Origin of the sequence: Microvirga calopogonii (assembly GCF_003347665.1) — a bacterium.
Classification (GTDB): Bacteria; Pseudomonadota; Alphaproteobacteria; order Rhizobiales; family Beijerinckiaceae; genus Microvirga; species Microvirga calopogonii.
Window position 1 is genome coordinate 1 of record NZ_QDGA01000134.1, and the last position, 11,948, is coordinate 11,948.

Annotated in this window: 12 protein-coding genes; 2 read left to right on the plus strand and 10 right to left on the minus strand. The window is 60.1% G+C overall.

What is annotated here, in order from left to right:
- The 9 genes from DDF70_RS32975 to DDF70_RS33015 all read right to left on the minus strand — a co-directional run.
- A partial coding sequence (locus tag DDF70_RS32975) for an SMP-30/gluconolactonase/LRE family protein (protein WP_162820854.1) occupies window positions 1–737 on the minus strand: 737 nt, incomplete at its 3' end.
- Between the two features lie 100 nt (window positions 738–837).
- Entirely contained in the window at window positions 838–1,587 is a 750-nt protein-coding gene (locus DDF70_RS32980) for an RraA family protein (RefSeq protein ID WP_114948823.1), read from the minus strand.
- 257 nt (window positions 1,588–1,844) lie between these two features.
- Window positions 1,845–2,663 (minus strand): aldo/keto reductase, encoded by an 819-nt coding sequence (locus DDF70_RS32985; protein WP_114948815.1) that lies wholly within the window; start codon window positions 2,661–2,663, stop codon window positions 1,845–1,847.
- Window positions 2,664–2,673: 10 nt separating this feature from the next.
- Entirely contained in the window at window positions 2,674–3,588 is a 915-nt protein-coding gene (locus DDF70_RS32990; protein WP_114948816.1) for a carbohydrate ABC transporter permease, read from the minus strand.
- Window positions 3,585–4,445 (minus strand): carbohydrate ABC transporter permease, encoded by an 861-nt coding sequence (locus DDF70_RS32995; protein ID WP_114948817.1) that lies wholly within the window; start codon window positions 4,443–4,445, stop codon window positions 3,585–3,587. The genes DDF70_RS32990 and DDF70_RS32995 overlap by 4 nt, the downstream gene beginning before the upstream one ends.
- Before the next feature lie 73 nt (window positions 4,446–4,518).
- Window positions 4,519–5,736 (minus strand): ABC transporter substrate-binding protein, encoded by a 1,218-nt coding sequence (locus DDF70_RS33000; protein WP_245435747.1) that lies wholly within the window; start codon window positions 5,734–5,736, stop codon window positions 4,519–4,521.
- A 229-nt stretch (window positions 5,737–5,965) separates the two neighbouring features.
- Window positions 5,966–7,147, minus strand: coding sequence for an amidohydrolase/deacetylase family metallohydrolase (locus tag DDF70_RS33005; protein ID WP_114948818.1), 1,182 nt, complete (start codon window positions 7,145–7,147; stop codon window positions 5,966–5,968).
- 60 nt (window positions 7,148–7,207) lie between these two features.
- The gene (locus tag DDF70_RS33010) at window positions 7,208–8,368 is read right to left on the minus strand and encodes a mandelate racemase/muconate lactonizing enzyme family protein (protein WP_114948819.1); all 1,161 of its coding nucleotides are present in this window, start codon (window positions 8,366–8,368) and stop codon (window positions 7,208–7,210) included.
- Window positions 8,369–8,602: 234 nt separating this feature from the next.
- Complete coding sequence (locus tag DDF70_RS33015; protein ID WP_114948820.1) at window positions 8,603–9,034, minus strand: VOC family protein; 432 nt, start codon at window positions 9,032–9,034, stop codon at window positions 8,603–8,605.
- Window positions 9,035–9,213: 179 nt separating this feature from the next.
- Between DDF70_RS33015 and DDF70_RS33020 the strand changes: the two genes are divergently transcribed.
- Together DDF70_RS33020 and DDF70_RS33025 are read left to right on the plus strand one after the other, a co-directional pair.
- A complete protein-coding gene (locus tag DDF70_RS33020) occupies window positions 9,214–9,999 on the plus strand; it encodes an IclR family transcriptional regulator (RefSeq protein ID WP_114948821.1) in 786 nt (261 codons plus the stop codon).
- 16 nt (window positions 10,000–10,015) lie between these two features.
- Window positions 10,016–11,212, plus strand: coding sequence for a mandelate racemase/muconate lactonizing enzyme family protein (locus DDF70_RS33025; protein WP_114948822.1), 1,197 nt, complete (start codon window positions 10,016–10,018; stop codon window positions 11,210–11,212).
- Between the two features lie 187 nt (window positions 11,213–11,399).
- Here DDF70_RS33025 and DDF70_RS33030 read toward each other — a convergent pair.
- The coding region (locus DDF70_RS33030) for an ABC transporter ATP-binding protein (protein WP_114943260.1) at window positions 11,400–11,948 on the minus strand (549 nt) is incomplete at its 5' end.

Below are 11,948 nucleotides of genomic sequence, written 5' to 3' on the forward strand. Positions count from 1 at the left end.
CTGGTCCAGATCCGTCCCGCGTCGTCCAGGCGGAAGCCGTCGAACAGGCCTGCCGTGCAGGTGGCGAAGACCTTGCCGCCCGAGAGGCTCCCGTCTGCACTCACGTCGAAGACGCGGATATGGCGCGGGCCGTCCTTGACGTGGGTCGCGCCGGTATCGGCCACGTAGAGACGCGTCTCGTCGGGCGAGAAGGCGATGCCGTTCGGACGGACGAAATCGTCGCCGACGATGCGGACATCGCCCGTCTGGGGATCGATGCGGTAGACGTGGCAGGCACCGATTTCGCTCTCGGCCTTGTGACCCTCGTAATCGGAGTCGATGCCGTAGGCCGGATCGGTGAACCAGATCGAGCCGTCCGACTTCACCACCACATCGTTCGGAGAGTTGAGGCGCTTGCCCTGATACTGGCTCGCCAGCACGGTAATGGAGCCGTCATGCTCGGTGCGCGTCACACGCCGGTTGCCGTGCTCGCAGGTGACGAGCCGACCCTGACGGTCGACCGTATTACCGTTGGAATACCCGGCCGGATGGCGAAAGACGCTGACCGTGCCGGAGGTCTCGTCGAAGCGCATCATGCGGTCGTTGGGCACGTCGCTCCAGACGAGGTAGCACCCGGCCGGAAAGTATGCAGGCCCTTCGGCCCAGCGGCAGCCCTCGTAGAGCTTCTCAAGCCGAGCGGTCGGGTTCACGAGCCGTTGAAAACGCTCGTCCAGCGTCACAGCCACATTGCTGGTCATCGTAATCCCTTGCTTGCGAACGGCCTCACGGCATGTCGTTGTGGTCAGGACAGGCATTCGACCAAGCGCCGCGCTTCCCGCCGTGAAAGACCGGCGATGCTCATGTGTGGGCAGATCCATTCTGGGCGTTGCGCCACGCGATGTATTCCTCTTGCACCTCTTCCGTCAGCGGATAATATTTCCGCAAATCGCCACCCTGGGAGAGGCGGTAGCGGGCGAATTCCTCCCATTCAGCATGTTCGCTTGCCACCTCGATGAGCTTCGGCGCAAGCGCGACCGGAACGACTACGACACCATCGTCATCAGCGACGACGATGTCTCCAGGCATGACCAGAACGTTGCCGCAGGCGATCGGAACATTGACCGCGAATGGAATCAGGTTCGTTTGGGCATGATAATTCGGCGTCACGCCTTTCACCCAGATTCCAAGATCCAGTTCCTTGGCCTTGGCCGAGTCCCGAATGCAGCCGTCGACCACCACGCCGGCCCCGCCTCTGCCGGCGAAGAAGGTCAGCATCATCTCGCCGAAAATGCCGCTGGCCATATCCCCGCGCGCGTCGACGATCACCATGTCACCCGCTTGTGCCGGATAGAGCACGTGCCTATGCAGCTGCAGCTCGGGGTTTTCGTATTCGTTGGTACCATAGAGGTCCTCGCGCTTGGGCATACACTGCAAGGTCAGCGCGGGTCCGGCGACTGATTTCCCTTGCTTGAGCGGCAGCGGACCACGGATCTGCGGGTCGCGAATGCCCATGAGGCTGAGCTCGCTGCTTGCAGTGGCCGTTCCGATTTGCGCCAGTGCGTCCGAGAGTTCGCGCGCAGGCCGCACAATATCTTTGATCTGAGGGATGGGTTGCACTCTGAAATCCTCATGTTGGCAAGTGATTGACAATGAGCTGATGACCGGTCACGAGGCCGGCCCGCTCGCAAAAGGCTCGATCCGCTGGCCGGTTTGACTGTCAAAGATGTGGATTCGTTCGGAGCTGGGCGCAAAGGCAACGCGATCCCCCGGCAACAGCACCACGCGGTCGCGGAACAGCGCATGACCTTCTGCACGTTGCTGATGGACACGCTAGCCATGATGCCTTCTCGCAGCCCGGCTCGATACTAGTCGTCCCACCGTGGCGATTTGGTCGGATTGATCCGCCTTTCACCACGGTTCAGAGCCCGGATTTGCCCCATCTCGTCGTCGGAGAGGCGCACTTCGAGGGATCGCATGTTCTCACGCAGGTTGACGGCATTGGACGAGGCCGGAATGACAGCATGGCCTTCCGCCATCAGGAAAGCGAGGGCGATTGCAGCCGGAGTGACCCCATGACGCTCTCCAATGCCAGCCAGTACAGGATTGGATCTTACATCCCCTTGTGCTAGAGGCTGGTATGCCGTGAGAGGAGGGCCGATCGAGCGCGCATAGTTCGATAGCCGTGGCGCCTGCAGATAAGGATGAATTTCCACCTGGTTGGTGACAACTGCCCCGTCTCCGAGAAGTGCCCGTGTCTGCTCCAACATTGCGATCGGAAAGTTTGAGACGCCGATGAAGCGGGAATGGCCGAGATCCTGTGCCCGTTTGAGCTCGATCATGTAGTCCTCAAAGGGCACCGCATTGTTCTGAGATGGCCAGTGGATGAGAAGCAGATCGACATGGTCAAGACCGAGGACCTCCAGGCTCTCTTCCACACTCGGCATGAAGCTCGCCCTGTCGAGCTTCGTGTCGGCAACCTTCGTCGTGATAAAGACCTCTTCCCTGGGAAGTCCCGACCGGCGAAAGGCATCACCGACAGGTCGCTCGGTATTGTAGCTCTGGGCCGTATCGATATGCCTGTAGCCGATTTCGAAGGCTGCCAGGATGCTTGCCATCCCGGCATCTCCGGTTCTCCCGTACGTCCCGAGACCAATGGTCGGGATCGTGCTGGCAATGCTTGTCATGGATTGCTCCTCAGCCTTTGGTGGCGCCGGCGGTCAGGCCACCCACGAACAGGCGCTGCATCGACAGAAACAAGAGTGCGATCGGCAGCGTCATGATCACGGATGCCGCCATGACCGCACCCCAGTCCGTGTTGAACTCCGTCGAGAACTCCGCCAGCCCGATGGGAAGCGTCTTGACCGATGAATCACTGGCGAAGCACAGCGCGAAGATGAACTCGTTCCAGGTAGTCACGAAGGAGTACACCACCACTGCCACGATCCCGGGCGTCGACAGGGGAAGCGTGATCCGGAACAGCACGCCCACGCGTGACGCGCCATCGATGATTGCTGCCTCGTCGAGTTCGACCGGGATCGCCTTGAAGTAGCTGGTCAGCATCCATACCGAGAGGGGCAGCGTGATGATCATGTAGACCAGGATGAGCCCCCAGTAGGTGTTCACCAGTCCTAGCACGCGCAGCGTCACGAACAGCGGCACGATGATTGCCGCGGTGGGCAGCAGCTGACCGACAAGCACGAAGGCCTGGAAGAGCGGCTTGCCCTTGAAGTTGAACCGCGCGAAGCCGTAGGACGCAAACACAGCCAGGCACAGCGCCAGCCCGGTGGCTCCGACCGAGATGATCACGCTGTTGAGGAAATAGCGGGGTATGTTCGATTCGAAGAGAACCTTGTGGTAGTTGCCCCAGGTGGGCGCCGCCGGCCACCAGATCGGTGGAACGGTATAGAGCTCGCGCAGGGTCTTTATCGACGAGAGACTCATCCACCAGAAGGGAAAGAGGCATACCGCCACCAGCAGAATGCAGCCGATGACGATGAACGGGGTACCAAGACCGGTGCGATCCAACCTGCTGGTCGGCTTTGCGGACGACAGGGTGTTTTCTGCTGCGGCGGCCTGTTTGGGCGGTAGCACGTGAGCATTCGTGGTCATCGCGCCTCTCCCGGAGCTGCGGCGAGTGCCTTGATGTAGAAGAACACGATCAGGATCGCGACGGCGAAGAACATCACGGACAACGCCGCGGCTTGGTTGAACTGCACGTTCTCGAAGGCGATGCGGAAGATCTGAATCGGCGTGATCAAGGTGCTGTTGGCCGGACCGCCGCGAGTGATGGCATAGATGATGGTGATGGAATTGAGCCCCCAGATCACCAGAAGCAGCGTCACGGCGACCAGGACCGGCCGCACCTGCGGCAGCATGATGTGGCGCACCTCTTCCCAGAAGTTGGCGCCGTCGACCCGAGCGGCTTCATAGAGCTCTTTGGGAATAGACTGGAGGCCGGCCAGCACCATGACGGCGACGAAGGGGAAAAGCTTCCAGACATTGATGGCGATGAGCACCGGCATGACGGTGTCGCGGTTGGTGAGCCAGCCGATGGGCTGCTCAATCAGACCGGGCGCGGTCATCATGTAATTGATGATGCCAAACTCCGTGTGGAACATCCACGCAAATGTGGTGGCCGCGACGATGCTGGGGATTACCCAGGGAATGAGCGCAATGGAGCGCACGACGGAGCGGCCGGGAAAGCTCTGATTGAGCAGGATCGCGGTCGCGGTCCCGAGCAGGACCTGAAAGATGATGGAGCCGCCGACCCAATACAGAGTGTTCCAGAAGGCCTGGGGTGTAGCGCGGGAGCGGAGCACGGTAGCGAAATTTTTGGCTCCCACGAAATTGGATTGGCTGTCAGTGACGCTGAGCAGGCCCGTGTAGGCAACAGGATAAGCAATCAGCATTGCCAGGACCACCAACGCAGGCAAAATGAACCAGTAGCCTGTCGATTGACGAGACATGAGACCGTCCTCGAATAGAAGGGGGATTCAGCGGCGTCATGCCGCTGAATCCTGGAGCCCAGGCTCGCGAGAACTACTCGTCGAGCAGGGACTGGATATCGTCGGCCGCGTTGTCCATGGCCTCCTGCGGCTCTTCCTTGCCGAGCATGATGCCCTGGACGTTGTTGAAGTAGGCCTGCGTGATCTGGACCCAGTTCTTGTGGCTTGGGGCAGGCCGCCCATACGGCAGCATTGCCTTGTAGCCTGCCAGGATCGGTTCATTGAAACGAGGCAATTTCATTGACGAAACGCGCGCCGGGAACGTATCGGTGAAGTAACCCTGGTTCTCCGCCGTGTTCAGGAACTGGATGAACTTCTTTGCCTCTGTCGGATTCTTCGCGCTCTTCGGGACGATGAAGCTCCAGCCGCCCAGAATGGCTGCTGTGTTCTTACCCTGCGGATGGGGAATTTGCATCACGCCAATGTCGATCTTCGGATTTTCCTTCTGGATCGAAGCCAGGTCGAACTGGCCCGCCTGGTACATCGATACCTTTTCAGCGATGAAGAGACGCCGGTTGGCAATACCGTCGTTCTCCAGCGTCGAAGTCGGAGAAATCTTCTTCTTGTAGAAGTCCGTGTAGAACTTCACCGCTGCGACAGCCTCGGGCTTGTTGACGAGGGCGGTCTTGGCATCCTTCGAGATGATGTCTCCGCCGTTCATCCAGATGAAGGGAAGCGACCGAAAGATCGTGTTCCCGACCTCACCGCCACCCGTGATCGCAAAGCCGAACCGTCCTTCGCGGGTCAGAGCAGTTGCGGTTTTTACGAGCTCGTCCCAGGTCTGCGGCGGCTTCTCAGGATCGAGCCCTGCCTCCTTGAAGTGGCCTTTGTTGTAAATCACCGCAAGCGTTTCAATGCGGTACGGGATCGCCCAGAGCTTTCCATTCCAGGTTACGTAGTCGAGCGCAGCGGGAACATAGTCACCTCGGTCCTGCAGCGTGTCATCGAGGGAAGTGACGAGGTTGTTCTGGGCATAGCCGTTCACCCACCCATGTTGCACCTCGATGATATCCGGCGCAGCACCGGATTGCAGCGTGGTCAGGACGCGCTGCGGCAAACCATCGGAAGTCGTCACCTCGATCTTGATCTTGGTGTCCGGATTTGCCTTCATGAATTTGTCAGCCAGGTCGCGGGCCCGTGCCTCCCCCCAATTGGGAGTCCACCAAACCACGTCACCGGCAAGGCAGTTGCCGGCCGACAGCGCCAGCATGGATGCTGCCAGGAGAACAACGGAACGTTTTGATTTCTTCACCTTCTCTCCTCCCTGAAGGAAACAAGCTTGCATCATTGTGCGGATGCGCACCTGATGCTCCAGCTGATTGGCTTCTCTATTGGTTCATATTTGAACAAGGCCAATTCAATTTAACTAAAGTTATGGTCCAAGTGTGATGGATGTCAACCGTTTATCCTGAGCTACTTCACCGCCGGGACGTTCGGGTTCGCGATTACTTCCGATCAACACGATCTCGGCATTTCCGGCTCTAACCCAACGAGTATGTTCGGGCCTCGACCCGCCCATCATCGAACGTATCGACGATCTGTCCTTTACACAGCGTCAGCGTGCACTCGAGTGTGGTTGGCGCTTCCCTGCTGACGCCAAGAGAGTCATAGAGTTGAATGGGATCCTGCCGGACGTGGAACACGGCCAGATCCGCCTCCCCTCCAAGCTCGACTCTGCCAAGGTCCGGTCGCCCTAGAATGTCGGCTGGAGAGCACGTCGTCAGCTTGATCACTTGCTCCAGGGAGAAGCCGAGCGACATGAATTTGGCCATGACGTGCGGAAGGTCTTTGACGACGCCGTCGATATTGTGCGCGTGAATATCCGTGCTGATCGCGTCGGGAAGCAGCCCCTGTTCGATGGCGGCCCGTGCAACCTCGAATGAGAAGCTCGCTCCGCCGTGCCCCACGTCCATCTTGACGCCACGGGCGAGCGCCTCGCGCACCGGCCGCCGCAGGCGCATGCGCTCGTCGAGGACGCATCCACCGACCGACGGATTGTAGATATGGGTCAGAATATCGCCGGCCTTGAGATAAGGAAGAACTTCATCAATCGTCGGCGGAGCCGTTCCGATATGGATCATCAGCGGCACCTCGAGGATGTCCGCCGCCTCCCGTGCGAGCGGCAGCACGACCGGGCCATTTGCGCCACAGGCGTTGTTACTGGCTCGTAATTTGACGCCCGCGATGACGGATCCGTATTCCGCCTTGACGCGCCGCAGCTCGCGAAGGTCTGCGAACCGCCAATCGAACAGCTCGCCGACGTCGATGCTCAGGTTGCCGGCCTGAGTGAGACCGATATAGGAGAGGTTAATGAAGGGAATGATCCGCAGCCGGCTCGGCTTGATCACGTGGTGAAAGAACCCTTCGAAGGTTGCCGCTCCGCTAGAGCCACAGTCGACCCACGTTGTCACACCGCTCCGTGGACCGACCTTGTCGGCATTCACACCGAGCAGAGTACCGCCCCAATAGGCATGAGTATGCATATCGACCAGGCCTGGAACGACGAGAGCACCGGTCGCGTCGATAACGTGGTGTCCGCTAGCTTCGATATGGGGAGCAAGGCCTACTATCTTTCCATCCGCTATTGCGACATCCAGGATCTCGTCGCACCCGGAAGAGGGATCGAGAAGGCACCCATTCCTAATCAGCAACCTCTCACTCATCGCGGCCCTCGGAGGCTTACCGTTCCATCAACAGCACTGAACTCTTAGAAACTCCCAACCTCAAAACGTCTTTTCACCGGTGGCAATTCCGCGGGTGTTGATGGTTCCATCGAACAGCGGCACATCGTGGTCTTCATAGGGAAACCGCGCGCACGCCTCCTCTATCAGCTCGACACCAAGGCCCGGAGCCGTAGGCGCGAGGATATGTCCCGACTCGAACTGCAGCGTCTCGCGCACCAACTCCTTACGCCATGGAACATCCACGGAAACCGTCTCGAAGACCGAGAAGTTCGGGATGGCGACAGACATGTGGAGCGTCATGGCATTCATCACGGGCCCCACTGGATTGTGTGGCGCGACCGGGATCAGATGGCTATGTGCCAGATGCGCAATCCGTTTCGTCTCGCCGAGACCGCCCGCATGGGAGACATCCGGTTGAAGGATGTCGATGGCCTTCTTGTTCAGGGCTTCGATGAAGCGGGAGGGCTCGAACCAGCGCTCGCCGGCTGCGATCGGAACCGGACTGTTGGCACGGACTTCCGCCAGCGCGTCGATGCTTTCAGGGGGCGTCGGCTCCTCGATCCAAGTCAGGTCGTAACGCTCGAGAGCCTTGCACATGGCGATGGCCGTAGGGACATTCAGCCGCCCATGAACGTCGAGCATGAGGTTGACATCGGGCCCAACGGCATCGCGCACTGCCTCCACGATCTCGATCGTCGTGCGGCGCTGCTGCCGGTCCATTTCCAGGTCGGCAGCTCCAAAGGGGTCCCACTTCAGGGCCCGATATCCCATGGCAACGGCATTGCGGGCGTTGGCTGCATATTGCTCCGGCGTCTCGGAACCGAAGAACCAGTGGTTCGCATAGCAGGCCACCCGATCTCGAAACTTACCCCCAAGAAGCTCGAAGACTGGCACGCCAAGGGCTTTTCCCTTGATATCGAGTAGAGCCGCCTCGATCGCCCCCAAAGCCGTGCGGAAGACCGCACCTGTGCGCCAGTAGCTGTCACGGTGGAGTTGCTCGATGATAGCATCCACCGCAAACGGATCGCGCCCCACGAGCACGCGTTCCAGCTCCTCCAGAGCGGCAACGACGGTCTTGGTCTTCCATTCTAATGTGGCCTCCCCGATCCCCTCGATGCCTTCATCGGTATAGAGCTTGACGAACACGAAGTTCGTGCGCGAGACATTGGCGACGAACACCTTCTGTGCCACGATTTTCATTCAGTTTCCTCCAGCTCGGCCTTTGGCGCGGCTCTTGATGCAGAGCAGGCTTCATACGCTTTGACTTAGGTCGGCCGGAGGCCGATCAGTATTTCTTGTTCTCGACGCCTTACGCCCTCACTGTGTGGAGCCTTTGAACCGGTAGAAGCCCCACACCCAATGAACTGCAGACGATCACCTCGTCGCCTGATCACGCGCAGAGCTCGCCAATGGATGATGCGGACCTTGTCCGGTTCAAGCCCGCTTGAGCCGCGCGATGGCTGCCGCCTGCATGCTGTCAGGAGCCATCTGCATGAGCTCGATCCGATGGCCATCGGGATCCTCGATCCAAGCCTGCCAATTGCCGTCCGCTCCCAGCGTCTTGGGACGGATCAGCGGAACCCCGCTGGCCTCCAGCTCGCGCAGTGTCTGATCGATATCGGGAACGGATAGGCACATGTGATTGTAACCGACAGCCTCCCGTTCCGCCGCTCGTTCCCCCTCGCCATCGGGAAAGACTTCAAGGAATTGATCGTCCGTGATCCTGAGATAGACGAGCCAGAGCCGCCCATCCCTATCAAGCCGCATCATTTCCGAGAAGCCGAGCTTGTTTGTGTAGAAATCGAGGGTACGCGCGGCATCCTTCACCCGGATGGCCACATGAGCAATCGATGAAACTGTCAGCATGGCAGCATCACCCCTGCCACCGCGCCCCATAGCCTGAATACAGAACGACTACCCAGCTCCATCCTCGTCTCCTCCCGCCGCCTGTTGATAGCGACCTCTTATTCAAATATGAATTATGACAGTTCAAATATGTATGGTACTGGTCGACCTGCACTTGTCAATAGCGGACCTGGACGACGATGGACGAGATTACGCAGGACGTAGAAAACAAACACACGATCCCTGCCATCGATCGGATGATGCAGGTCTTGGAGGCGCTTGAGCACAACAATGGCACCGGCCTGACCATCCGAGAACTGGCCGACCTCCTCGATCTGCCGCGAACTGCCGTTTATCGCATTCTCAATACACTGCAGCGACACGATATGGTGTATCGCGACAAGGCGGGGGCTTATAGCCTCGGGCGTAGGCTTCTGGCTTTGGCCTCTCACGTCGCATCCCGCGCGAACGACTTCGATATCGCGGCGTTCAGCCAACCGTTCCTGGAGCGGCTCTCAACCGACCTCGGTGAGGGCGTCAAGCTCAGCGTCATCGATGATGAGGGCATCATCGTCGTAGCCGCTGCGCAAGGGCGGCGGGAATATGCCCTCACGGTAAAGCCTGGCCAGCGCATGCCAATCCATGCGAGTGCCGCGAGCAAGCTGCTGCTGTCGTACATGGAGCCGGAGATGTTGAATCAATGGCTCGCCGAACCTCTCCCTGCTTACACTAGCAAGACGATCACCGATCCGAAGCGCCTGCGCGCTGAGTTCACGCGGATCAGGAGGCTCGGCTGGGCCCAGGACAAGGGAGAGAGTGCCCCTAGCATCTGCGCCTTCGCTGCTCCTGTTTTTTTCAAGGAAGGCAAGCTTGCCGCGGCTGTGAGCGTGCCGTTTCTGGCTGGTGCCGAGCCGAGTCGAATGGAGGAAATCCGTATGGCTGCCATCGAGACCGCTCGTGCCATGACGAATGCGATGCCAGCATAGCTGCCGGGAGAAGTGGATGAAAATCGTCGATCTCAAATGCGCCATCATCGGCAAGAGCCCTGTCGTTCGGATCGTCACGGACGAAGGCATCTCGGGCTATGCCCAGGCCGAGACATGGAAACATTACCTGAAGCCGCACATCCTCGCTCTGCGCGAGGCGCTGATCGGTGAAGATCCCACTCTCGTCGAGCGGGTCATGCTCAAGATCAGGCAGCGCGGAGGGTTCAAGCCATGGGGAGCGGCGGTTAGCGCCGTCGAGATGGCACTGTGGGACTTGGCAGGCAAGGCCGCAGGCCTACCCGTTCACAAGCTGCTCGGCGGCAAGGTCCGCGACAAGGTGCGGGTCTACAATGGCTCCATCCGCTTCCCTCTCGCAGGCCATAGACCGGAAGATTATGCGGACGACATGCGCAGGATGATGGCGCTCCCCGAGGGGTTCACCATCTTCAAGCAGCCCATCGGCTTTCACTCCCCGATGAAGCGGGAGGTGCCGAACTTCTATTACGGCGAACCGAACGCCAGCCCTTTCCATGGCGCTCTCGACCGTGGCCCTGTGACCGAGAAAGGGCTCCGTCACCTTGTGGACTGCGTCGCCGCCATGAAGGAGGTGACGGGAAGCACTGTGGGCTTGGCGCTCGATTGCGGCCCCGGCTGGATGCTTGGCGATGCCATTCGGCTTGCCAGCATGCTCGAGCCATTCAACCTCCTATGGATCGAAGACGTGCTGTCGGGCGATTATACCCCCTGGGTGAATGCGGGCGTCTATCGTGAGCTGACCCGCGCCTCCGTCACCCCGATCCACACTGGGGAGCAGATCTATCTGCGGCAGAACTTCAAGGAGCTCATCGAAACTCATGCGGTGCATGTGATCGGTCCAGATCCCGCCGATGTCGGGGGCATTGCCGAGCTGAAATGGATTGCTGAATTCGCTGACCTGCATGGCATCGCGATCGCCCCTCATGGCACCGCGAACGGCCTACTCGGTCTCGCGGCCCTGATCCAAGTAAGCGCAACGCTTCCCGGCAACTTCATCGCCTTTGAGTACACAACCGCGGATCCGCCATGGTGGAGCGAAATCGTGGAAGGGCTCCCCAACCCTATCGTCCAAAACGGCATGATCGACGTTCTCGACAGGCCGGGCATGGGCATCGAGCTCATCCCTGAGCGGGCGAGGGAGTACCTGACCGAAGACGACCAAGCCTTCTTCTCATAAGCTTCTCATCTGCCATGGTTTCGTCGCGGCAATTGAAGCCGAACTGCAACAAGGTTGGAGAACTAAACCTGTTATGCGTCTATGGTCGCAGTCTGCGACTGCTGATCCGACCGCCCTGCCCTGGCCTTGCAGATCGCATGGAAAAGGCGGCCGCGCGGATGCGGGCCGCCTTCTCGCGACGTTTGCTTCAGAGGCGCTTGCCGGTCTGCTCGTCGAAGAGGTGGACGAGGCGCGGATCGGGCGTGACGCGGATCTGCTGGCCCGGCTGCGCGTCGACGCGCTCGCGGAACACGCCGACCACGTCCGAACCGCCGAACTTGGCGAACACCTGCGTCTCCGAGCCGGTCGGCTCGACCACCGCCACCTCGGCCGGCACCCCGTTCGCCTCGTCCAGCATGAAGTGCTCGGGCCGGATGCCGTAGATGATCGGCTGGCCGTCCGAGGCCGCCGGGGCGTTGGCCACCGGCAGGGTGATGCCGCTCGCGGTCACGAACCGGCCGCCCTGCAGATGGCCCTTGAGGAAGTTCATCGCCGGCGAGCCGATGAAGCCGGCCACGAACAGGTTGGCCGGACGGTCGTAGAGCTCGAGCGGCGCGCCGACCTGCTCGACCACGCCGTCGTGCATGACCACGATCTTGTCGGCCATGGTCATGGCCTCGATCTGGTCGTGGGTGACGTAGATGGTGGTGGTCTTCAGGCGCTGGTGCAGGGCCTTGATCTCGGTGCGCATGGCCAC

Coding starts and splice junctions, on each gene's coding strand:
- DDF70_RS32985 (WP_114948815.1), bottom strand. CDS start 2,663: ATGACAAGCATTGCCAGCACGATCCCGACCATTGGTCTCGGGACGTAC.
- DDF70_RS32990 (WP_114948816.1), bottom strand. CDS start 3,588: ATGACCACGAATGCTCACGTGCTACCGCCCAAACAGGCCGCCGCAGCA.
- DDF70_RS32995 (WP_114948817.1), bottom strand. CDS start 4,445: ATGTCTCGTCAATCGACAGGCTACTGGTTCATTTTGCCTGCGTTGGTG.
- DDF70_RS33005 (WP_114948818.1), bottom strand. CDS start 7,147: ATGAGTGAGAGGTTGCTGATTAGGAATGGGTGCCTTCTCGATCCCTCT.
- DDF70_RS33010 (WP_114948819.1), bottom strand. CDS start 8,368: ATGAAAATCGTGGCACAGAAGGTGTTCGTCGCCAATGTCTCGCGCACG.
- DDF70_RS33015 (WP_114948820.1), bottom strand. CDS start 9,034: ATGCTGACAGTTTCATCGATTGCTCATGTGGCCATCCGGGTGAAGGAT.
- DDF70_RS33020 (WP_114948821.1), top strand. CDS start 9,214: ATGGACGAGATTACGCAGGACGTAGAAAACAAACACACGATCCCTGCC.
- DDF70_RS33025 (WP_114948822.1), top strand. CDS start 10,016: ATGAAAATCGTCGATCTCAAATGCGCCATCATCGGCAAGAGCCCTGTC.